Source organism: Pseudomonas sp. GW821-FHT07G06, assembly GCF_058986625.1.
On the sequence record NZ_JBYSVW010000003.1, the window covers coordinates 338,018 to 358,334 of the forward strand.

The 20,317-nt window shown below is 60.6% G+C and carries 21 protein-coding genes; 14 read left to right on the forward strand and 7 right to left on the reverse strand.

The genetic code is table 11. The features are described 5' to 3' along the window. Positions 1 to 16: 16 nt before the first annotated feature. Entirely contained in the window at positions 17 to 613 is a 597-nt protein-coding gene (locus AC3WJW_RS08190; RefSeq protein WP_493725682.1) for a DUF6436 domain-containing protein, read from the reverse strand. A gap of 96 nt (positions 614 to 709) precedes the next feature. Here AC3WJW_RS08190 and bipL point away from each other — a divergent pair, with 96 nt between their 5' ends. Continuing rightward, entirely contained in the window at positions 710 to 1,657 is a 948-nt protein-coding gene (gene bipL, locus AC3WJW_RS08195; RefSeq protein ID WP_493725683.1) for a phospholipase BipL, read from the forward strand. Positions 1,658 to 1,706: 49 nt separating this feature from the next. On the opposite strand, the gene AC3WJW_RS08200 is transcribed toward bipL, so the two are convergent. Further along, entirely contained in the window at positions 1,707 to 2,459 is a 753-nt protein-coding gene (locus AC3WJW_RS08200) for a DUF2059 domain-containing protein (RefSeq protein WP_102699611.1), read from the reverse strand. Positions 2,460 to 2,567: 108 nt separating this feature from the next. Between AC3WJW_RS08200 and AC3WJW_RS08205 the strand changes: the two genes are divergently transcribed. Both AC3WJW_RS08205 and AC3WJW_RS08210 read left to right on the forward strand, forming a co-directional pair. Next, positions 2,568 to 3,200: a 2OG-Fe(II) oxygenase gene (locus AC3WJW_RS08205; RefSeq protein ID WP_493725684.1), complete on the forward strand. Its 633-nt coding sequence runs from the start codon at positions 2,568 to 2,570 to the stop codon at positions 3,198 to 3,200. A 2-nt stretch (positions 3,201 to 3,202) separates the two neighbouring features. After that, complete coding sequence (locus AC3WJW_RS08210) at positions 3,203 to 3,688, forward strand: 2-thiouracil desulfurase family protein (protein WP_493725685.1); 486 nt, start codon at positions 3,203 to 3,205, stop codon at positions 3,686 to 3,688. Between the two features lie 124 nt (positions 3,689 to 3,812). On the opposite strand, the gene AC3WJW_RS08215 is transcribed toward AC3WJW_RS08210, so the two are convergent. After that, positions 3,813 to 4,397 (reverse strand): transporter substrate-binding domain-containing protein, encoded by a 585-nt coding sequence (locus tag AC3WJW_RS08215; protein ID WP_493725686.1) that lies wholly within the window; start codon positions 4,395 to 4,397, stop codon positions 3,813 to 3,815. 135 nt (positions 4,398 to 4,532) lie between these two features. Between AC3WJW_RS08215 and AC3WJW_RS08220 the strand changes: the two genes are divergently transcribed. Next, a complete protein-coding gene (locus AC3WJW_RS08220; protein WP_102673493.1) occupies positions 4,533 to 4,958 on the forward strand; it encodes a DUF4399 domain-containing protein in 426 nt (141 codons plus the stop codon). Positions 4,959 to 5,080: 122 nt separating this feature from the next. Here the strand turns inward: AC3WJW_RS08220 and serA are convergent, their stop codons facing one another. Further along, the gene (gene serA, locus AC3WJW_RS08225) at positions 5,081 to 6,310 is read right to left on the reverse strand and encodes a phosphoglycerate dehydrogenase (RefSeq protein WP_007976393.1); all 1,230 of its coding nucleotides are present in this window, start codon (positions 6,308 to 6,310) and stop codon (positions 5,081 to 5,083) included. Positions 6,311 to 6,515: 205 nt separating this feature from the next. Between serA and AC3WJW_RS08230 the strand changes: the two genes are divergently transcribed. The 4 genes from AC3WJW_RS08230 (at position 6,516) to AC3WJW_RS08245 (ending at position 10,903) form a co-directional block, all read left to right on the forward strand. After that, on the forward strand, positions 6,516 to 7,910 hold the full coding sequence (locus tag AC3WJW_RS08230; RefSeq protein WP_493725687.1) for an FAD-binding oxidoreductase: 1,395 nt from the start codon (positions 6,516 to 6,518) through the stop codon (positions 7,908 to 7,910). Between the two features lie 40 nt (positions 7,911 to 7,950). Beyond that, the gene (locus AC3WJW_RS08235; protein ID WP_493725688.1) at positions 7,951 to 8,616 is read left to right on the forward strand and encodes a fumarylacetoacetate hydrolase family protein; all 666 of its coding nucleotides are present in this window, start codon (positions 7,951 to 7,953) and stop codon (positions 8,614 to 8,616) included. 256 nt (positions 8,617 to 8,872) lie between these two features. Further along, positions 8,873 to 9,799, forward strand: a complete 927-nt coding sequence (locus tag AC3WJW_RS08240) for an SdiA-regulated domain-containing protein (protein WP_493725689.1) — start codon at positions 8,873 to 8,875, stop codon at positions 9,797 to 9,799. Between the two features lie 186 nt (positions 9,800 to 9,985). Next, positions 9,986 to 10,903, forward strand: coding sequence for an SdiA-regulated domain-containing protein (locus tag AC3WJW_RS08245; protein ID WP_493725690.1), 918 nt, complete (start codon positions 9,986 to 9,988; stop codon positions 10,901 to 10,903). 146 nt (positions 10,904 to 11,049) lie between these two features. Here the strand turns inward: AC3WJW_RS08245 and rpiA are convergent, their stop codons facing one another. Further along, entirely contained in the window at positions 11,050 to 11,724 is a 675-nt protein-coding gene (rpiA, locus tag AC3WJW_RS08250; protein WP_007976402.1) for a ribose-5-phosphate isomerase RpiA, read from the reverse strand. Between the two features lie 269 nt (positions 11,725 to 11,993). Between rpiA and ilvA the strand changes: the two genes are divergently transcribed. Both ilvA and AC3WJW_RS08260 read left to right on the forward strand, forming a co-directional pair. After that, positions 11,994 to 13,508 carry a threonine ammonia-lyase, biosynthetic gene (gene ilvA / locus AC3WJW_RS08255; protein ID WP_493725691.1) on the forward strand — a complete coding sequence of 505 codons (1,515 nt, stop codon included), beginning with the start codon at positions 11,994 to 11,996 and terminating at the stop codon, positions 13,506 to 13,508. A 39-nt stretch (positions 13,509 to 13,547) separates the two neighbouring features. Then, positions 13,548 to 13,973, forward strand: coding sequence for a DUF2269 domain-containing protein (locus AC3WJW_RS08260; protein WP_493725692.1), 426 nt, complete (start codon positions 13,548 to 13,550; stop codon positions 13,971 to 13,973). Between the two features lie 86 nt (positions 13,974 to 14,059). Here the strand turns inward: AC3WJW_RS08260 and AC3WJW_RS08265 are convergent, their stop codons facing one another. Next, on the reverse strand, positions 14,060 to 14,716 hold the full coding sequence (locus AC3WJW_RS08265; protein ID WP_493725693.1) for a histidinol-phosphatase: 657 nt from the start codon (positions 14,714 to 14,716) through the stop codon (positions 14,060 to 14,062). Between the two features lie 143 nt (positions 14,717 to 14,859). On the opposite strand from AC3WJW_RS08265, the gene AC3WJW_RS08270 reads away from it, so the two are divergent. Next, positions 14,860 to 15,339, forward strand: a complete 480-nt coding sequence (locus AC3WJW_RS08270; RefSeq protein WP_003229203.1) for an RNA pyrophosphohydrolase — start codon at positions 14,860 to 14,862, stop codon at positions 15,337 to 15,339. Between the two features lie 22 nt (positions 15,340 to 15,361). Further along, positions 15,362 to 17,644, forward strand: coding sequence for a phosphoenolpyruvate--protein phosphotransferase (ptsP, locus tag AC3WJW_RS08275; RefSeq protein ID WP_493725694.1), 2,283 nt, complete (start codon positions 15,362 to 15,364; stop codon positions 17,642 to 17,644). Positions 17,645 to 17,717: 73 nt separating this feature from the next. On the opposite strand, the gene AC3WJW_RS08280 is transcribed toward ptsP, so the two are convergent. Beyond that, entirely contained in the window at positions 17,718 to 18,464 is a 747-nt protein-coding gene (locus AC3WJW_RS08280; protein ID WP_493725695.1) for an NRDE family protein, read from the reverse strand. Between the two features lie 134 nt (positions 18,465 to 18,598). On the opposite strand from AC3WJW_RS08280, the gene AC3WJW_RS08285 reads away from it, so the two are divergent. Further along, positions 18,599 to 19,381 (forward strand): sulfite exporter TauE/SafE family protein, encoded by a 783-nt coding sequence (locus AC3WJW_RS08285; RefSeq protein WP_033048041.1) that lies wholly within the window; start codon positions 18,599 to 18,601, stop codon positions 19,379 to 19,381. Positions 19,382 to 19,478: 97 nt separating this feature from the next. After that, positions 19,479 to 20,285: a prolipoprotein diacylglyceryl transferase gene (gene lgt / locus AC3WJW_RS08290; protein WP_493725696.1), complete on the forward strand. Its 807-nt coding sequence runs from the start codon at positions 19,479 to 19,481 to the stop codon at positions 20,283 to 20,285. The last annotated feature ends 32 nt before the right edge of the window (positions 20,286 to 20,317 follow it).

A 20,317-nucleotide genomic window follows, 5' to 3' on the forward strand; every position in this document is an offset into this window, starting at 1 on the left:
GTAGGAGGGATTCGTATTACCGCGTCTTTCCCTGTTTCACCGGATCGACAGGCCATGGGCAGTAACACCCCACCGCCAGTGTGTGCGTGGCACTCACCGCACGACCTTCATCGAGCGCTTGCAGGATGGGTTCGATAAAGCTGTTGCTGGAATTGCAGGTCAGGCCTTCGCTGTAAGGGCCGAAGTAGGCCAGTTTGCCGCTGCGGTCCCAGATCGCCACGGCCGGGCTGGCGGGGATCTGTTCGGAACCGGGCAGGACGTCGATGGTTTTCAGGCGGCTCAAGGTGCCCGGTAACTGGCCATGGCTACCGGCTTTTTGCACGGCATAGAATTCCACGCCATGGGGGACATAGCGCTCGACCAGTTCGGTCAGGTGTTGTTGATTGCCGACGTTGCACGGGCAGGCCGGGTCCCAGAAATGCACCAGGCGGATAGCGCCAGGACCAGCGAGGTCATCGGGAAGGCGCAGCGGATCCCCCGAAAACATTGCCGTGTGCTCGCTGAACGCCCGCAGGTAACGCCCCTGGAACCAGTCGTAGGCCGCCCACAGTACGCCGGCACACACCACGGCGAGCAGGCTGGCAAACAGGGTGGCGCGAAAGGGCGGGCGCATCGGTTCAGTCCTCGAAGGTCGGCTAGCTTGCCATGCTTGCCGCGACAGATGAATATCGCAGGCCTATAAAGTCCGTTTCACGCTCTGGAATCGTCCATGCCGGCCACTTTCAACCCTGATCTTCTACGTGCAAGCTTGCTGCCATTGGCGTCCGGGCAGCCGTTGTCGGCGCAGGCAAAGGCCTACCAGCAGTTCTACGGACTGGATTTTTCACCGCGTCAGGTGCGCAGCGGTCTTGGGCGTTTCGAGGTCGATGGTTATGAGCTGGTCAGCCAGTTCTGGTGGCCCGAGCGGGCGAAGGCGACGCTGTTTGTCATCCACGGTTTCTACGACCACACCGGGCTCTACCGGCATGTGATCGAATGGGCGTTGGATCAGGGCTTTGCGGTGATTGCCTGCGACCTGCCGGGGCATGGCTTGTCCAGTGGCGAACGGGCGAGCATCAAGGATTTCGCCGAATACCAGGACACGCTGCAAGGGTTGTTCAGCGAGGCGCAATCCCTCGAATTGCCGCAACCGTGGCACCTGTGCGGGCAAAGTACCGGTGGGGCGATCGTGATCGATCATGTGTTGAATGCGGGGGCGAGCAGCCCGGCCCAGGGTCAGGTGATCCTGTTGGCACCGTTGGTGCGGCCGCGAGCGTGGGGTTGGTCGCATCTGAGCTATTACTTGCTCAGGCCGTTCGTCAAAGCCATCGCCCGGCGCTTCAGCGAGAACTCCAACGACCCGGCCTTTTTGCCGTTCCTGCAGGCCGATCCATTGCAGCCGCTGCGTCTGCCGACAGCCTGGGTGGGCGCGCTGGCACGCTGGATCAAACGCGTTGAAGCGGCGCCGGTCAGCACCAGGCGGCCGCTGATCGTGCAGGGGCAGGCGGACATGACCGTGGATTGGGAGCATAACCTTGAAGTGTTGCGGGGCAAGTTTGATAGGCCGCAGGTCCTGATGTTGCCTGAGGCGCGGCATCATCTGGCGAATGAAACACTGGTGATGCGGCAAGAGTATCTAGGGTTTTTGACCAAGCGGATGAGTCGTCAGAATCGGTAAGCAAGATCAAAAGATCGCAGCCTTCGGCAGCTCCTACAGAGCGATCTTTTCACTGCGTCAGGTTCGAATTGCTCTGCCCCACCGCCAACCCCGCGCGAATCGCTGCCAGTGCCGCCTGATAGTAAGCCTGGCCTTGCGTCGATTCGGCAAAGGTCGCGAACTCTTCCAGCTCGTCGTCCGACAGGTCGCGATAGACATACAGCAGTGTGTTGTTCAGGTCGCTGCCAATCTGGTCCATCAGGCGTTGGCGCTGGCCGTTGAGCATGCCCTGGGCCTGACCGGCACCGAGCAATCCCGGGATCATCGAACTCAGGCTGTCGGCGGCCACACCGGCAATCGCCAGACTGACTTCCGCGCCGGCCTCGCGAGCAGGCAGCGCTTGTGCCAGATGGCCGATGATCAGCAGGCGGCTGTCGCTGGCCTGCATCTTTGGCAAGCCCTTGGCATTTTTTGCCAGTTGGTCGCGACGGGTCGCCAGCAACTCGGCAGCGACGATCTTCTTGCCCAGAGGCGACTGGAAAAACGTCAGTGCAGGTTTTGGATCGGCGAGGTTCTTGCGCAATTGCGCTTCGGCGCGCTGGTCCACGGCCTGGGCGGAAAATCGCTGATTGCTGTTATTGACCAGAGCCTGATACACAGCCGGAGGCAGGCTGCCCTGGTAGCGTTGCTGGGCAGCCGAGAGGGCGTCGTTGAAATGCGCGCGTTGTTCCGGCCAGCCGGCGACCTTGTACAACTGGTCGTGGCCGTCTGCCCAGGCGGGCAAAACGCAGAACATCAACAGTGATAAAAGCAAACGGCGCATAGGGACTCCAGTCAGCAGGCGACTATTCTCCGTGTGGCATCCGTACTTGTCGAGAATTCGTATCAACCCGCTGCGCGGCTCTGTCGGATTTTCGGGCACAGGAATACTATGCGCGCCATGCAAATATCCTCTGATCACCCGCTGCTGTTACGAATCGTCGACGACCTGGCCGAGCACGGCTGGTCGCAGCAGAATATTTTCCTGCCTCAGGACTTGACCCGAGCGCTGGCGGCCGAGTGTCGCAAACGTGCTGCCGAGGGTGAACTGGCTCCGGCCGCCGTGGGCCGTGGACCGTTTTCGGAAATCCGCGAAGGGATTCGTGGCGACCATATCCAGTGGATCGACCCCGGCCAGGCCGAGGCTTGCGACAGCTATCTGAGTTTGATGGACAGCCTGCGCGAGGCGATCAATCGCGGTCTGTTTCTCGGCCTGGAGGATTTCGAAAGCCATTTTGCGATGTACCCGCCCGGGGCGTTCTACCTCAAGCATGTCGATCGCTTTCGCGATGACGACCGGCGCATGGTTTCGGCGGTGGTTTACCTCAATGACGGCTGGCTTCCCGAACACGGCGGCCAGTTGCGCATGTACCTCGACAACGATCGCGTTTATGACGTGCAGCCTACCGGCGGCTGCCTGGTGGTGTTTCTCTCCGGAGAGGTTCCCCACGAAGTGCTGCCCGCGACGCGGGATCGCCTGTCGCTGACGGGCTGGTTCCGGCGGCGCGGCAACGAGCCGTTCTGATCATGCAGAAAATTCTCGTCAGCCGCTGCCTGTTGGGCCACCGCGTTCGTTACGACGGCGGGGCCAGCGGGCCGTTCGATCAGCTTCAGCAATGGCTCGACGAAGGTCGGGTCGTGGCGTTGTGCCCGGAAGTCGCCGGCGGATTGCCGACGCCTCGGGCGGCCGCGGAAATTCCAGGCGGGCAGGGCGCGCAAGTCCTCGATGGCCAGGCCGCGGTGATCACTACCGAGGGCGAGGACGTCAGTGCGCAGTTTTTGTCGGGGGCGTATCAGGCGCTGGAACTGGTGCAAAAACACGGCATCCGCATTGCCATCCTCAAGGCCAGCAGCCCATCCTGCGGCAATCTGCTGACCTATGACGGGACGTTCAGCGGTGTGAAGGTCAGGGGCGAGGGCGTGACGGCGGCGCTGCTCAAGCGCCACGGGGTGCAGGTGTTCAGTGAGTTGCAGCTGGCTGAGGCAGCAGTAGCCCTGACCGCACACGACTGACAATCACCACAAATCCACTGTGGGAGCGAGCCTGCTCGCGAAGACGTAGTGTCAGTCGACATTGATATTGACTGACATATCGCTTTCGCGAGCAGGCTCGCTCCCACAAGGTTGCCCAGTGATTTCAGGGTTTGGGTGCCACACCCGCATCCGCCCCCAACCACTTCTGCTCCAGCGCTTGCAGTCGCCCATCATCCTTGATTCGCTGCAAGGCGTTTTCCAGGCTGGCATGGAACGCCGGATTTCCTTTCTGAAACGGAATCGCCAGGCTCACGGCCGGGTTGGTTTCAGGCTTCTGTTCTGTCAACGACTGCACCAGCAGAATGGAGCGCGGCTCTTCTTTCTGCGCGATCAATTGCGCACGGGCTTGAACGTAAGGTTCGCTGAAATCGAAACGATCCCTGAGATCCGGGGTCACTGCTATGTGGTTGATAGCGATGTCGTATTTTCCGCTTTCGACGCCGGTCAGCAGATCGCTGCCGTCGGTGACGACAAAGTCGGCCCGGACATCGAGTTCACTTGCCAGCAGTTGGCCCAGTTCGACTTCGAAGCCGGTGAGCTTGTCGCCATCCTTGAAGTTGAAGGGGGGAGTGTTGGCTTCAACGGCTATGCGCAACTCGCCCCGGTCGTTGACGTCATCAATCAGTTCGGCATGAGCCAAAGGGCTCAGAAGGGGTAGCAGGCAGATCAGGCCAGGCAGAAAGCGCATGGTCACTCCTTTGAATTTATTATCGCGACCCTCTGATTCAGGCTCGCTTTGCTATGGTTGTCGAGTGCCTTCGACAACGAATGGCCATGAAGTTGTCATGGTCACGCGGATTTTACGAAAAAACTGGAGAAGAGAATGAAAACCTTTATGTCACGTGCTGCTTTGGCGGGCCTGTTGATGGGTGTTTCGGTGCTGGCCAGTGCTGCAACGCCGGCTCCGAAAGGCGCCGAAGTGTCCATCGTGTCTCCCAAGGATGGCGCGAATGTTCCACAGACGGTCGTCGTCAAGTTCGCTGTTGAAAATATTGCCTTGGCACCGGCGGGCGATACCACCAAGAACACCGGTCATCACCATTTGCTGATCGACGTCGATGAGTTGCCGGCCGCCGGGGCGCCGATCCCCAAAGATGCCAACCACCAGCATTTCGGCGCCGCGCAGACCCAGGCTGAAGTAACGCTCACGCCGGGCAAACACACCCTGCAGCTTGAGCTGGGCGATAGCAACCACATGCCGTTCGATCCGCCGATCGTTTCCGAGAAGATCACCGTCAATGTGAAATAAAAAAGGGAGCCCGCTTCGCTGGGGCTCCCTTTTTTATAGTTGCAAGCTGCAAGCTATAAGCTTCAAGTCAAAGCGAAAACGAACTCAACTTGCCGCTTGAAGCTTGCCGCTTGTAGCTGCTTTTAGAACAACACCCGGCTACGGATGGTGCCTTTGACGTGTTGCAGCTTCTCTTGCGCCAGGTCCGAGTACTCGGCGTCGACGTCGATCACTACGTAGCCAACCTTCTCGTTGGTCTGCAGGAACTGACCGGAGATGTTGATGCCGTTTTCGGCGAAGACTTTGTTGATCTCGCTGAGTACGCCCGGAATGTTTTCGTGGATGTGCAGCAGGCGGTGCTTGCCAGGGTGAGCCGGCAGGGCCACTTCCGGGAAGTTCACGGACGATACCGAAGTACCGTTGTCGCTGTACTTGACCAGTTTTTCCGCGACTTCCAGACCGATGTTGGCCTGGGCTTCAGCGGTAGAACCACCGATGTGCGGGGTCAGGATCACGTTGTCCAGGCCACGCAGCGGGCTTTCGAACTCTTCGTCGTTGGAGCGTGGCTCCACCGGGAATACGTCGATGGCCGCGCCGATCAGGTGTTTGTCCTTGATGGCAGCCGCCAGGTGGTCCAGTTCGACCACGGTGCCGCGGGCGGCGTTGATCAGGATGCCGCCTTTCTTGATGGCGCGGATTTCTTTCTCGCCCATCATCCACTGGGTGGCGGCGGTTTCCGGTACGTGCAGCGAAACGATGTCGGACATCGCCAGCAGCTCGTGCAGGTTGCCTACCTGAGTGGCGTTACCCAATGGCAGCTTGGTGATGGTGTCGTAGAAGTACACCTGCATGCCCAGGCCTTCCGCCAGGACCGACAGTTGAGTACCGATCGAGCCGTAACCGACGATGCCCAGCTTCTTGCCACGGATCTCGAAGGAGTTGGCCGCGCTCTTGATCCAGCCGCCACGGTGGCAGGAAGCGTTCTTCTCAGGGATGCCGCGCAGCAGCAGGATCGCTTCGGCCAGCACCAGCTCCGCTACGGAACGGGTGTTGGAGTAGGGCGCGTTGAACACCGCGATACCGCGTTCGCGGGCAGCGTCCAGGTCGACCTGGTTGGTGCCGATGCAGAAACAGCCGACCGCAACCAGCTTCTTCGCGTGATCGAAGATCTCTTCGGTCAGTTGAGTGCGCGAGCGAATGCCGATGAAGTGAGCATCAGCGATCTTTTCCTTGAGCTGGGCTTCCGGCAGAGAACCCGTGAGGTACTCGATGCTGGTGTAGCCCGCCGCCTTGAGGACGTCGACAGCCGATTGGTGGACGCCTTCGAGAAGAAGGAACTTGATCTTGCTCTTATCGAGAGAAGTCTTGCTCATCTGCGTAAACCTGTATCCCGGAGAAAATTGGCAGGGAAGGGAGCAGCCCAGAGCTGACCCGGACGGCAAGAAAGCCGTGCCGCAGAATAGCCGTTGGGCACTATGCTGCGGGGTCGGTATGCTAGCATATGCGCCCCGCTAAACACTCATTCCTGCGACGTGAAGCGTTCTCAGGATGACCATGAATTGTTCGAGAGTTCTGTCGATGACCAATCCTGCCCTGATTGAAGAGCTGAAGACCCTGGTTGAGCCTGGCAAGGTGCTGACCGATGCCGACTCCCTGAATGCTTACGGTAAGGATTGGACCAAGCATTTCGCCCCGGCCCCGACCGCCATCGTGTTCCCCAAGACCACCGAGCAGGTCCAGGCCATTGTCCTGTGGGCCAACAAACACAAGGTGGCGCTGGTGCCGTCCGGCGGTCGCACCGGCCTTTCCGCCGCAGCGGTAGCGGCCAATGGCGAAGTGGTCGTGTCGTTCGATTACATGAACCAGATCCTCGACGTGAACCTCACTGACCGCACCGCCGTTTGTCAGCCGGGCGTGGTCACCGAGCACCTGCAGAACGTGGCCGAAGAAAACGGCCTGTACTACCCGGTGGACTTCGCTTCGGCAGGATCGAGCCAGATTGGCGGCAATATCGGCACCAATGCCGGCGGGATCAAGGTGATTCGCTACGGCATGACCCGTAACTGGGTTGCCGGCATGAAAGTCGTCACCGGCAAGGGCGATGTGCTGGAACTGAACCGCGACCTGATCAAGAACGCCACTGGCTACGACATGCGCCAGCTGTTCATCGGGGCCGAAGGCACACTCGGGTTCGTGGTCGAAGCGACCATGCGCCTCGATCGCGCGCCGAAAAACCTGACCGCGATGGTCCTCGGCACCGCCGATTTCGACTCGATCATGCCGGTGCTGCACGCGTTCCAGAGCAAGCTCGACCTGACCGCCTTCGAATTCTTCTCCGACAAGGCCCTGGCCAAGGTCATGGCCCGTGGCGACGTGCCGGCGCCGTTCGAGTCCGACTGCCCGTTCTACGCGCTGCTGGAATTCGAAGCGACCACCGAAGAAGTGGCCAACCACGCCCTGGAAACCTTCGAGCACTGCGTTGAGCAGGGCTGGGTGCTGGACGGCGTGATGAGCCAGAGCGAAACCCAGCTGCAGAACCTGTGGAAGCTGCGCGAGTACATTTCCGAAACCATTTCCCACTGGACGCCGTACAAGAACGACATCTCAGTCACCGTATCGAAAGTCCCGGCGTTTCTGAAGGAAATCGACGCGATCGTCGGCGAACACTATCCGGATTTCGAAATCGTCTGGTTCGGCCACATCGGCGACGGCAACCTGCACTTGAACATCCTCAAGCCGGATAACCTGAGCAAGGACGAGTTCTTCGCCAAGTGCGCCACCGTGAACAAGTGGGTGTTCGAAACCGTCGAGAAGTACAACGGTTCGATCTCCGCGGAGCATGGCGTGGGCATGACCAAGCGGGATTACCTGACCTACAGCCGTTCGCCGGTCGAGATCGAGTACATGAAAGCGGTCAAGGCAGTGTTCGACCCGAACGGCATCATGAACCCGGGCAAGATCTTCGCGGATTGAGCTGCAAACCTTAAGCACCCTTGAAGGCAGGAGACGGTAAATGAGCTATCAGCACCAGTATGTCGACGGTACGCGTATTCATTTCCCGTTGGGGAAAGTGGTGTGCATCGGCCGCAACTACGCCGAACACGCCAAGGAGCTGGATAACCCGGTGCCGACCGAGCCACTGCTGTTCATCAAGCCGGGCAGTTGCGTGGTGCCGCTGGAAGGCGGTTTCAGCATTCCCACCGAGCGCGGCTCGGTGCACTACGAGGCGGAAATCGCGGTGTTGATCGGCAAGCCGTTGTCGACCAGGCCGAGCCGTGAAGAAGTGCTCGACGCCATCTCCGGTTTCGCCCCGGCCCTGGACCTGACCCTGCGCGACAAGCAGGCGGAGCTGAAATCCAAGGGGCTGCCGTGGGAAATCGCCAAGTCCTTCGACGGTGCGGCGGTGATTGCTCCGTTCGTGTCCGGCAGCACCTTTGCCGACCTGAGCGACATCGGCATCCGCCTGACCATCAACGGCGAAGTGCGCCAGGACGGCAACAGCAGCGCAATGCTCAACCCGATCGTGCCGATGATCCAGCACATGGCCGGCTGCTTCTCGTTGCAGGCCGGGGATGTGATCCTCACCGGCACGCCAGTGGGCGTCGGTCCGCTGAATGTCGGTGACGAGATCGTCCTGGAACTGCCGGGCGCCAGCCGCTTCAGCAGCAGCGTTCGCTAGTCCAGACACCGCCAAACCCTGTGGGAGCGAGCCTGCTCGCGAAAGCGGTGTGTCATTCAATATCTTTGTTGGATGACACGCCCCCATCGCGAGCAGGCTCGCTCCCACATTGGTTTCTCCGTGGCCTGTAATGTCTCACTCTGTCATTTCCCGTTTTTTTCACATCCTGTCTGGATAATTTCAGGGCTTTCGGCCTCTGAGCCGGCCCCAAACTGTGCTATTACCCCTAGCCTGAATTTCTGGAACGCATTCCCCAATGGCCACTCCTCCGCTATCCACGCTTAATCCTGCCCGCCGCTCACGCTTCGCCCTGCGTTGGCACACCTGGCTTTTGTTGGTGGCCGTTGTCGCCTACGGCGTTGCATTTGCCATGCACTGGGATGCGCGGGGCGTGCTCTGGGTGAAAGAGCAATTCAAAAGCCCGGCCGAGCGTCAGGCCAGTATCTGGCTGCCGGACTATCGGGCGGTGATCGATGCCAAGCCGTTGCCGGGCATGGAGAAGGACGAGGCATCGGACGTGGCCTATGACCCTCAGACCAAGACCCTGTTTTCGGTCATGGGCAAGAACCCGTTCCTGGTCGAGTTGAACCTGCAGGGCGATGTGCTGCGCAAAATGCCATTGGTCGGCTGGAGCAACCCTGAGGGCGTCACCGTGCTGGGCGACGGCCGACTGGCCATTGTCGATGAGCGCGAGCATCTGATCGCTATCGTCAAGGTCGATGCCGACACCCGCGAACTGAACATCGCCGACTTCCCGAAATACGACCTCGGACCTTCCAAAGACCAGAACAAAGCCTTTGAGGCTGTTACCTGGGACCCGCGCAATCAGCAACTGGTGCTGGGTGAAGAGCGCCCGCCGGCATTGTTTGCCTGGAAGGGTGACGGCAAGTTCCTGACCGGCGACAAGCTGAAGCTGGCCAGTCATGCACTGGACATGCGTAACCTGTCGGCGCTGGCCATCGACCCGCGGACCGGCCACATGCTGGCGCTGTCCGCCGACTCGCACCTGTTGCTGGAGCTGGACAAGAAGGGCGAGCAGGTCAGTTTCATCACCCTGCTGCGTGGCTTCAACGGCCTGAAAAACACCATTCCGCGTGCCGAAGGCGTGACCATGGATGAAGCGGGCACGCTGTACATGGTGAGTGAGCCGAACCTGTTTTATCGCTTCGAAAAACAGAGGTAATGCCTCCGTGTAGGAGCTGCCGCAGGCTGCGATCTTTTGACTTTGGCGTCCACCAGATCGCTAAAGATCGCAGCCTGCGGCAGCTCCTACGTTGATTGCGTATACGTAAAAGGCCCGCGGCCATTAAGCTTCAGTTCAGACGGGCGTGATATTTCATCCGCCTGTTTTGACCCAGAGCCCGCCCGAATGCGTCGATTTGCCCGCCCCAAATCCCTGATTCTGATCCTGTCGGCGATCTCGCTGATCGCCGTGGTTGCGCTCGGCCAATACCTGCGTCTGTTCGAGCGTGCCTGGTTCAATCTGCATACGCTGTGGCAGCCGGTGAGCTCACAGTCCATGGGCCTTGATCAATACCGGGTCGTGACCGAAGCGCAGGTGATCGATGGCCTGGCGGACAACGTTTCAGCGTTGACCTACGACCCGGTGCGCAAAAGCCTGTTCACCGTCACCAACAAGCACAGCGAGCTGATCGAGTTGTCCCTCGACGGCAGGATTTTGCGCCGTGTGGCGCTGGTCGGTTTCGGCGATCCGGAGGCGGTGGAATTCATCAGTGAGGACATCTATGTGGTCACTGATGAAAGCCAGCAGCGGCTGATCAAGATTCGTCTGGAGCAGGACACCACTTTCGTCGATGCGGCAGACGCCGAGCAGATGACCATTGGCGTCCACATGGGCGGCAACAAGGGTTTCGAGGGCCTGGCTTACGATTCTGTGGGCAAGCGCCTGTTTGTCGCCAAGGAGCGCAACCCGATGCTGATCTACGAGGTGCACGGTTTCCCGCGCTTCAATCCTGAAGAGTCCTACTCGATACACGTGATCAACGACCCCAAGCGTGATGCCGGGATGTTCGTGCGGGATTTGTCGAGCCTGCAATACGACGAGCGCAGCGGACATTTGCTGGCGCTGTCGGATGAGTCGCGGTTGATTCTGGAGCTGGATGTGAGCGGGCGTCCGCTGAGCACAATGTCGTTGGGCAAGGGGCGCCAGGGCCTGCAGAAAACCGTGCCGCAAGCGGAGGGGATCGCCGTGGACGACGACGGTACGCTGTACCTCGTCAGCGAGCCGAACCTGTTTTATGTGTTCAAGAAACCAACACAAAACTGACAAGCACCAAAAATCAATGTGGGAGCGAGCCTGCTCGCGATGAGGCCAGCACATTCAACATCTATGTTGATTGACAGACCGCTTTCGCGAGCAGGCTCGCTCCCACAGGTATTTCATCTGCCCACAAATCAGGTGGGCAGGTTGGCTTATTGGGCGCGCAGGGTTTTTACGCCTTCGCTGGTACCCAGCAGCAACAGATCCGCCGGACGCGCCGCGAACAAACCATTGGTGACCACGCCGACGATCGCGTTGATCTGTGTTTCCAGCTCCACCGGGTTGGTGATCTGCATGTTGAACACGTCGAGAATGATGTTGCCGTTGTCGGTCAGCACGCCTTCGCGGTAGACCGGGTCGCCACCGAGCTTCACCAGTTCGCGGGCCACATGGCTGCGGGCCATCGGGATGACTTCCACCGGCAGCGGGAAAGTACCGAGGACCGGTACCAGCTTGCTGGCATCGGCGATGCAGATGAACGTCTTGGCCACGGCCGCGACGATCTTCTCGCGGGTCAGGGCGGCGCCGCCACCCTTGATCAGGTTCAGGTGCTCGTCGCTTTCATCGGCGCCGTCGACATAGAACTCCAGGTCGCTGACGGTGTTCAGTTCGTACACCGGAATCCCGTGGCCCTTGAGGCGCGCGGCGGTGGCTTCGGAACTGGCGACGGCGCCATCGAATGCGCCCTTGTGCTGGGCCAGGGCATCGATGAAGCAGTTGGCGGTGGAGCCGGTGCCGACCCCGACGATGCTCTTGTCGTCGAGTTTCGGAAGGATGAAGTCGACGGCGGCCTGGGCCACTGCCTGTTTGAGTTGATCCTGGTTCATGCGGGCTCCGGAGTGCCGAGGAGGGAACGAAAGGCCGGCATTATAGGCTTCGGGGCGGGGAAGGTCATTGCCCGATTGGCGTTTCGTGACCGTTCCCTGTAGGAGCGAGCTTGCTCGCGATGGTCGTGAACGATAACGCGTGAAAATAGATGTTCAGCGGTGCCATTGCGTTTTTCGCGAGCAAGCTCGCTCCTACAACAGGTGGTCGTGCGGCCGAAAGCCGGGTTAGACTCCTTGGTCCCGCCCAACCCGCTCAGTGATGCTTTCCGATGCTTGAACAGTACGTCAAAAAGATCCTCACCTCGCGCGTTTATGACGTTGCCGTAGAAACCCCCTTGCAGTCTGCCCGTCAGCTTTCCGAGCGGCTGGGCAACAGCATTTGGCTCAAGCGCGAAGACTTGCAGCCGGTGTTCTCCTTCAAGATTCGCGGCGCCTACAACAAGTTGACCCAGTTGAGCGACGAAGAGCGCTCCCGCGGCGTAGTGACGGCTTCGGCGGGCAATCATGCGCAAGGCCTGGCCCTGGCGGCGAAGGTGCTGGGTGTGAAAGCGACCATCGTCATGCCCAAGACCACCCCGGAGATCAAGGTCGAAGGCGTGCGCTCGCGCGGCGGTAAAGTGGTGCTGCACGGCGACTCGTTCCCGGAAGCCCTGGCCTACTCGCTGAAACTGGTCGATGAAAAAGGCTACGTCTACATTCACCCGTACGACGATCCCCACACCATTGCCGGGCAGGGCACCGTGGCGATGGAAATTCTGCGCCAGCACCCGCAGCCACTGGATGCGATTTTCGTCCCGGTGGGCGGTGGCGGCCTGATTGCCGGCATTGCGGCGTACGTGAAGTACCTGCGCCCGGACATCAAGATCATCGGCGTCGAGCCGGATGACTCCAATTGCCTGCAAGCCGCCATGGCGGCGGGCGAGCGTGTGGTGCTGCCGACCGTGGGCATCTTCGCCGACGGTGTTGCGGTGGCTCAGATCGGTCAGCACACCTTTGACATCTGCAAGGATCATGTCGATGAAGTGATCACCGTCAGCACCGATGAAATCTGTGCTGCCATCAAGGATATCTACGACGATACCCGCTCGATCACCGAACCTGCCGGCGCCTTGGGCGTGGCCGGGATCAAGAAGTATGTCGAGCAGCGCGGCGTCAGCGGCCAGACCTTCGTCGCCATCGACTCCGGGGCCAACGTCAACTTCGACCGCCTGCGCCATGTCGCCGAGCGTGCGGAGCTGGGCGAGGGCCGCGAAGCGATCATCGCCGTGACCATTCCCGAGAAACCGGGCAGCTTCAAGGCGTTCTGCGAAGCAATCGGCAAGCGCCAGATCACCGAGTTCAACTACCGCTACAACACCGGCAGCGAGGCGCACATCTTTGTCGGTGTGCAGACCCACCCGGAAAACGACCCGCGCAGCGCCCTGATCGCCAGCCTGAGCGAGCAGGGCTTCCCGGTGCTGGACCTGACCGACAATGAACTGGCCAAGTTGCACATCCGCCACATGGTCGGCGGGCGTGCGGCGCATGTGGTCGACGAAGTGATCCTGCGGTTCGAATTCCCGGAGCGTCCGGGGGCGCTGTTCAACTTCCTCAACAAGCTCGGCGGGCGCTGGAACATCTCGATGTTCCACTACCGCAACCATGGCGCGGCGGATGGCCGGGTCGTCGCGGGCCTGCAAGTGCCGCACGACGAGCGCCACCTGGTGCCGGCGGCGCTGGAAGAAATCGGTTACCCGTACTGGGACGAAAGCGACAACCCGGCCTACCAGCTGTTTCTTGGCTGAGGGGCTACGCTGTTGGGCAGGTCATAAGGAAATCGAACAATGGAAACGTTAACTGCCCTGAAAGCGGCGCACATGGTGGCAACCGTTGTATTGCTGGCTTGTGCGCTGGGTCTGGGCGTCTGGGTTTTGCTTGCGCGGCGCAAGGGTGATGCAACGGCGGGAAGCCGCACTCTGCAACGGCCACGTGTATTTGTCTGGCTGTTGATGGGGCTGGCGCTGCTGAGCATGCCGTTTACCGGCTGGTGGATGGTGCACCTGGTGGGCTGGCCGTTGGGTCAGACCTGGTTGCTGGCCTCCAGTGTGCTGTACACCTTAGCGGCACTGGCGTGGTTCTGGCTGCTGGTGCGGCTGAACAAGCTGCGCAAGGCGCCGGGTGGCGTGGGGAAGTTCACCTTTGCCCTGGCGTTGTTCAGTTTTGTCTGTTTTGTCGCCATTGCGGGGTTGATGGGAGCGAAGCCGGTTTAACCCGAAAAGATCGCAGCCTTCGGCAGCTCCTACAGAGGGAATGTGTACACCTGTAGGAGCTGCCGCAGGCTGCGATCTTTTGATCTTCAGTCGCGCAACGAAATCACCGGCCAACCCCGCTTCTCAGCCTCGGCCCGCAGATTCGGGTCCGGATCAACCGCCACCGGATTCGCCACCTGCTCCAGCAACGGCAAATCATTCATCGAGTCGCTATAGAAGTAGCTGTCTTCCAGCGTAAACCCGGTTTCTTCCAGCCAACGATTCAATCGCGTCACCTTGCCTTCGCGGAAGCACGGCACATCGGTGCTGCGTCCGGTGTAGCGGCCGTCGACCATTTCGCATTCGGTGGCGATCAGGGTTTCGACGCCCAGGCGCTTGGCAATCGGCCCGGTGACGAAGCGGTTGGTGGCGGTGATGATCACCAGTTTGTCGCCGGCGTCGCGGTGCTTGGCCAGCAGTTCAATGGCCTTGGGCAGCATGATCGGTTCGATGCAGTCGCGCATGTAATCACTGTGCCACTGATCCAGCGTGGCCATTTCGGTGCGCCCGAGGACTTCCAGGCAGAAGTTCAGGTAAGCAGCGTTATCCAGTTTGCCGGCCAGGTAATCCTGGTAGAACTCATCGTTGCGTGCCTTGTAGGCGACGGCGTCGAGAAAACCGCGCTCGCACAGGTAATCGCCCCAAGCGTGATCGCTGTCACCGCCCAGAAGGGTGTTGTCCAAATCGAATAAAGCCAGGCGCATTGCAGTTACCCGCTGAAAAGTCAGTAAAAAGGCGACAAGGATACGGTCTTTTCACAAGAGTGCACATAAGGTAGGAACCTTCGTTGCCGCCTTAACAACCTTTGTGGAACAATGCGGCGACATGCGTTTGCGAGGTTGTTGCCGTGATCGACCCCGATGGTTTTCGCCCCAATGTCGGGATCATTCTGACGAATGACGCCGGCCAGGTGCTATGGGCTCGCCGAATCAATCAAGATGCCTGGCAGTTTCCGCAGGGGGGAATCAACCCCGAAGAGACGCCGGAAGACGCCTTGTACCGCGAGCTGAACGAAGAAGTAGGCCTGGAGCGCGAAGATGTTGAAATTCTCGCCTGCACCCGGGGCTGGTTGCGCTATCGTTTGCCGCAACGTCTGGTACGTACCCACAGCCAACCGCTGTGCATCGGCCAGAAACAGAAATGGTTTCTCCTGCGCCTGATCTCCAACGAGCAACGGGTGCGGATGGATTTGACCGGTAAACCGGAATTCGATGGCTGGCGCTGGGTCAGCTATTGGTATCCGTTGGGCCAGGTGGTGACATTCAAGCGCGAGGTGTATCGACGCGCTCTCAAAGAGCTTGCCCCGCGCCTTTTAGCGCGCGACTGACGACGGAGTTCGACCCCGAGCCATGCTCAATACGCTGCGCAAGATCGTCCAGGAAGTTAACTCCGCCAAGGATCTCAAGGCGGCGTTGGGGATTATTGTGTTGCGCGTCAAAGAGGCCATGGGCAGCCAGGTCTGCTCGGTCTACCTGCTTGACCCCGAGACCAACCGCTTCGTGCTGATGGCCACCGAGGGCTTGAACAAGCGCTCGATCGGCAAAGTCAGCATGGCACCCAACGAAGGTCTGGTTGGCCTGGTCGGTACGCGCGAAGAACCCCTGAACCTCGAAAACGCTGCGGACCACCCGCGCTACCGCTACTTCGCCGAGACCGGTGAAGAGCGCTTCGCCTCATTCCTCGGGGCGCCGATCATTCACCACCGCCGCGTTGTCGGCGTGTTGGTCATTCAGCAAAAAGAACGTCGTCAGTTCGATGAAGGTGAAGAAGCCTTCCTCGTGACCATGAGCGCGCAGCTCGCCGGCGTTATCGCCCACGCCGAAGCCACCGGTTCGATCCGTGGCCTCGGTCGTCAGGGCAAAGGCATCCAGGAAGCCAAGTTCGTCGGCGTACCGGGCTCGCCGGGTGCGGCAGTGGGTACGGCGGTGGTCATGCTGCCACCGGCCGATCTGGACGTGGTGCCGGACAAGACCATCACCGACATCGAAGCCGAACTCGGGCTGTTCAAGACCGCCATCGAAGGTGTGCGTGCCGACATGCGCGCGTTGTCGGCCAAGCTTGCCACGCAGTTGCGCCCGGAAGAGCGGGCCCTGTTCGACGTCTACCTGATGATGCTCGACGATGCCGCGCTGGGCAGCGAAGTCACTACCGTGATCAAGACCGGTCAGTGGGCCCAGGGCGCGTTGCGCCAGGTGGTCACCGATCACGTCAACCGTTTCGAATTGATGGACGACGCCTACCTGCGTGAGCGCGCCTCGGACGTCAAGGACCTCGGCCGGCGCTTGCTGGCTTATTTGCAGGAAGAGCGCCAGCAAACCCTGGTCTACCCCGACAACACCATCCTGGTCAGCGAAGAACTGACGCCGGCGATGCTTGGCGAGGTGCCGGAAGGCAAGCTGGCCGGCCTGGTGTCGGTGCTCGGTTCCGGTAACTCCCACGTCGCCATCCTCGCCCGCGCCATGGGCATCCCGACCGTGATGGGCCTGGTCGACCTGCCGTACTCCAAGGTCGACGGCATCCAGATGATCGTCGACGGCTACCACGGCGAGGTCTACACCAACCCGAGTGACGTGCTGCGCAAGCAGTTCGCCGAAGTGGTCGAGGAAGAGAAGCAACTGGCCCTCGGGCTGGATGCGCTGCGCGATCTGCCGTGTATCACGGTCGATGGCCACCGCATGCCGCTGTGGGTCAACACCGGCCTGCTGGCGGACGTGGCGCGGGCGCAGAAGCGCGGTGCCGAAGGCGTGGGCCTGTACCGCACCGAAGTGCCGTTCATGATCAACCAGCGGTTCCCCAGCGAAAAGGAACAACTGGCGATCTACCGCGAACAACTGGCCGCGTTCCACCCGCAACCGGTGACCATGCGCACCCTGGACATCGGTGGCGACAAGTCACTGTCGTACTTCCCGATCAAGGAAGACAACCCGTTCCTCGGCTGGCGCGGCATTCGCGTCACCCTCGACCACCCGGAAATCTTCCTGGTGCAGACCCGTGCCATGCTCAAGGCCAGCGAAGGCTTGAACAACCTGCGCATTCTGCTGCCGATGATCTCCGGTATTCATGAACTGGAAGAAGCGCTGCACCTGATCCACCGCGCCTGGGGCGAAGTGCGCGACGAAGGCTGTGATGTGCCGATGCCGCCGATTGGCGTGATGATCGAGATCCCGGCGGCGGTGTACCAGACCAAGGAACTGGCGCGGCAAGTCGATTTCCTGTCGGTCGGTTCCAACGACCTGACCCAATACCTGCTGGCCGTGGACCGCAACAACCCGCGGGTCGCCGATCTTTACGACTACCTGCACCCGGCGGTGCTTCAGGCATTGCAGAACGTAGTGCGTGACGCCCATGCCGAAGGCAAGCCGGTGAGCATCTGCGGTGAAATGGCCGGTGACCCGGCGGCGGCCGTGCTGTTGATGGCGATGGGTTTCGACAGTCTGTCGATGAACGCCACCAACTTGCCGAAGGTTAAGTGGATGCTGCGCCAGATCAACCTGAGCAAGGCCAAGGAGTTACTGGCCGAGCTGATGACCATCGACAACCCGCAGGTTATCCACAGCTCGCTGCAGCTGGCGCTGAAGAACCTCGGGTTGGCGCGGATGATCAATCCGGCGGCGATCAAGGCGCCGCTCTGAAAAGATCGCAGCCTTCGGCAGCTCCTACAGGGATTGATGCACACCTGTAGGAGCTGCCGCAGGCTGCGATCTTTCAGATCTTGATCTCCACTTCCCCAAGATGCCCGCCATACGGCCCGAAACTGCGTTCGACGATATGCCGCGTGCCATCCGCCTGCACAATCAACGCCGTACTCGCCCGCGTCCCATAACTCTGACTGGCAATGAACACACTCGACAGCAGCGTCTCGGTTGCCAGCCCCACTCCGGTGTCCGGCAACTCGGCAAACGGCGCGGTCTGCGCATCGCTCAATAACGCCAGCAGTGCCTGAGGCTGCGGATCATCCAGCACCTCGCTCAACGCCGCCCTGGCCTTGAGCAGTTTCGGCCATGGCGTATCCAGCCCGGCATTGGATAACCCGTAGACCCCCGGGGCCAGCATGACGGCTTCCGATTCCCGTTGATTGAAGTGCCAGAGCTCATGGGGATTGCCGACCAGCAGGTTGAAGCCGCCATACTCCAGCGAACGGTCGACAACGTCGGCTAAATAGTCGTCAATTGTCAGTTCCCCGGTGAGAAATCGCGCGACCAGCTCCCCACGAGACTTGCGCCCTGGCGGTCGGTGGGGGTCGCGGATGTTGGTCAGCGCCGCAAAACGTCCGTTGGCACCGACACCGAGCCAGGTGCCACCGGCCTCGAGGTCGCGCCCCGCATACACGTGCGGCGCTTCGGGCCATGGCGCCAGCGGCAGGCTGGGGCGGGCGTAGAATTCATCGCGATTGGCCGCCACGACCAGCGGCTGGGCATGACCCGGTCGCCAGGCAAAAACAATCAGGCACATAAGGGAGTCCTTGTGTGTTTTTTGCTCACTCTACGCAGACATCGCTCATCGATCCATCGCCTTGCACAGTGGAGCTTGAGGCCATGCATCCGTTACCATGCCGCTCCGGTTTTGGGGATACGGGCGGGACAACCATGGAATTTCTGCTCTATCTGGCGCTCGGCGCCTGTGCAGGTGTGCTTGCCGGGCTGTTTGGCGTGGGTGGCGGGATCATCATCGTCCCGGTGCTGGTGTTCAGCTTCAAGGCCCAAGGGTTCGATCCGTCGATCCTCACGCACCTGGCGGTGGGGACGTCCCTGGCGACGATCATCTTTACCTCGGTCAACGCGGTACGCGAACATCACCGCCGTGGCGCCGTGCGTTGGCCGATCTTCATGTGGATGACCGTCGGCATTCTGATCGGTGCCGGGTTCGGCGCCTTGACGGCAGAAGCGATTTCCGGCCCCAACCTGCAGAAACTCATTGGTGTATTTGCCCTGGTGATCGCCGCTCAACTGGCACTGGAGGTCAAACCCAAGGCGAGCCGAACCGTGCCGGGCAAACTCGGTCTGACCGTTGCCGGCAGCGTGATTGGCTGGGCCTCGGCGATTTTCGGCATTGGCGGTGGTTCGTTGACCGTGCCATTCCTGACCTGGCGCAGCGTACCGATGCAGCAAGCCGTGGCCACTTCATCGGCCTGCGGGCTGCCGATTGCCCTGGCCAGTGCATTAAGTTTCATGATTCTGGGCTGGCATGATCCGTTGCTTCCGGCCCATAGTCTCGGTTTTGTTTATTTGCCGGCGCTGCTGGGCATTGCCCTGACCAGCATGGTGTTCGCCCGTTTGGGCGCGCGACTGGCCCACAGGTTGTCGCCGAGGTTGCTGAAAAGGCTGTTTGCCGCTTTGCTGTTCTGCGTCGGCTTGAACTTTCTAGTCTGAAGCATCTGCTCTGACGGGCAGCGCAATCCTGGCTTAATCCTGAGGTGGCAGCGTCGCCCGGGAATTTTTAAGATTTGAACTCTAACGAGGAGTCGCAATGCTGCCTTACCCGCAGATCGACCCGGTGGCCCTGGCCATCGGTCCGCTGAAAATCCACTGGTACGGCCTGATGTACCTGATCGGCATCGGCGGCGCCTGGCTGCTGGCCTCCCGCCGGTTGAACCGCTTCGACCCGACCTGGACCAAGGAAAAGCTCTCCGACATGGTGTTCTGGATGTCGATGGGGGTGATCGTCGGCGGGCGCCTGGGTTATGTGCTGTTCTACGATCTGAGCGCCTATCTGGCCAACCCGACGCTGATTTTCGAAGTGTGGAAGGGCGGCATGTCGTTCCACGGCGGTTTCATCGGTGTGATGCTGGCGGCGCTGTGGTTCGGAAAGAAGAACAACAAGTCGTTCTTCCAGCTGATGGACTTCGTTGCGCCGATGGTACCGATTGGCCTGGGGGCCGGGCGTATCGGCAACTTCATCAATGCCGAGCTGTGGGGCAAGGCAACCGATGTGCCGTGGGCGATGGTATTTCCGACCGATCCGTCGCAACTGGCGCGTCATCCGTCGCAGCTGTACCAGTTCGCCCTCGAAGGCGTGGCACTGTTCCTGATCCTCTGGCTGTTCTCGCGCAAGCCGCGGCCGACCATGGCGGTCTCCGGGATGTTCGCGCTGTTCTACGGCATCTTCCGTTTCATCGTCGAGTTCGTCCGTGTGCCGGACGCGCAATTGGGCTATCTGGCCTGGAACTGGCTGACCATGGGTCAGGTGCTGTGCCTGCCGATGATCGTCGGCGGTCTGGTCCTGATCTGGCTGGCGTATCACCGCGCCCCGGCGACTCCAGCGGCAGCCGTATAAAATTCGAACCCCGCAGCGATGGCTGCGGGTTC

Bases quoted from the DNA above. Each gene is read 5' to 3' on its own strand.
- AC3WJW_RS08190 (WP_493725682.1), bottom strand. From the start codon at position 613: ATGCGCCCGCCCTTTCGCGCCACCCTGTTTGCCAGCCTGCTCGCCGTG.
- bipL (WP_493725683.1), top strand. From the start codon at position 710: ATGCCGGCCACTTTCAACCCTGATCTTCTACGTGCAAGCTTGCTGCCA.
- AC3WJW_RS08200 (WP_102699611.1), bottom strand. From the start codon at position 2,459: ATGCGCCGTTTGCTTTTATCACTGTTGATGTTCTGCGTTTTGCCCGCC.
- AC3WJW_RS08205 (WP_493725684.1), top strand. From the start codon at position 2,568: ATGCGCGCCATGCAAATATCCTCTGATCACCCGCTGCTGTTACGAATC.
- AC3WJW_RS08210 (WP_493725685.1), top strand. From the start codon at position 3,203: ATGCAGAAAATTCTCGTCAGCCGCTGCCTGTTGGGCCACCGCGTTCGT.
- AC3WJW_RS08215 (WP_493725686.1), bottom strand. From the start codon at position 4,397: ATGCGCTTTCTGCCTGGCCTGATCTGCCTGCTACCCCTTCTGAGCCCT.
- AC3WJW_RS08220 (WP_102673493.1), top strand. From the start codon at position 4,533: ATGAAAACCTTTATGTCACGTGCTGCTTTGGCGGGCCTGTTGATGGGT.
- serA (WP_007976393.1), bottom strand. From the start codon at position 6,310: ATGAGCAAGACTTCTCTCGATAAGAGCAAGATCAAGTTCCTTCTTCTC.
- AC3WJW_RS08230 (WP_493725687.1), top strand. From the start codon at position 6,516: ATGACCAATCCTGCCCTGATTGAAGAGCTGAAGACCCTGGTTGAGCCT.
- AC3WJW_RS08235 (WP_493725688.1), top strand. From the start codon at position 7,951: ATGAGCTATCAGCACCAGTATGTCGACGGTACGCGTATTCATTTCCCG.
- AC3WJW_RS08240 (WP_493725689.1), top strand. From the start codon at position 8,873: ATGGCCACTCCTCCGCTATCCACGCTTAATCCTGCCCGCCGCTCACGC.
- AC3WJW_RS08245 (WP_493725690.1), top strand. From the start codon at position 9,986: ATGCGTCGATTTGCCCGCCCCAAATCCCTGATTCTGATCCTGTCGGCG.
- rpiA (WP_007976402.1), bottom strand. From the start codon at position 11,724: ATGAACCAGGATCAACTCAAACAGGCAGTGGCCCAGGCCGCCGTCGAC.
- ilvA (WP_493725691.1), top strand. From the start codon at position 11,994: ATGCTTGAACAGTACGTCAAAAAGATCCTCACCTCGCGCGTTTATGAC.
- AC3WJW_RS08260 (WP_493725692.1), top strand. From the start codon at position 13,548: ATGGAAACGTTAACTGCCCTGAAAGCGGCGCACATGGTGGCAACCGTT.
- AC3WJW_RS08265 (WP_493725693.1), bottom strand. From the start codon at position 14,716: ATGCGCCTGGCTTTATTCGATTTGGACAACACCCTTCTGGGCGGTGAC.
- ptsP (WP_493725694.1), top strand. From the start codon at position 15,362: ATGCTCAATACGCTGCGCAAGATCGTCCAGGAAGTTAACTCCGCCAAG.
- AC3WJW_RS08280 (WP_493725695.1), bottom strand. From the start codon at position 18,464: ATGTGCCTGATTGTTTTTGCCTGGCGACCGGGTCATGCCCAGCCGCTG.
- AC3WJW_RS08285 (WP_033048041.1), top strand. From the start codon at position 18,599: ATGGAATTTCTGCTCTATCTGGCGCTCGGCGCCTGTGCAGGTGTGCTT.
- lgt (WP_493725696.1), top strand. From the start codon at position 19,479: ATGCTGCCTTACCCGCAGATCGACCCGGTGGCCCTGGCCATCGGTCCG.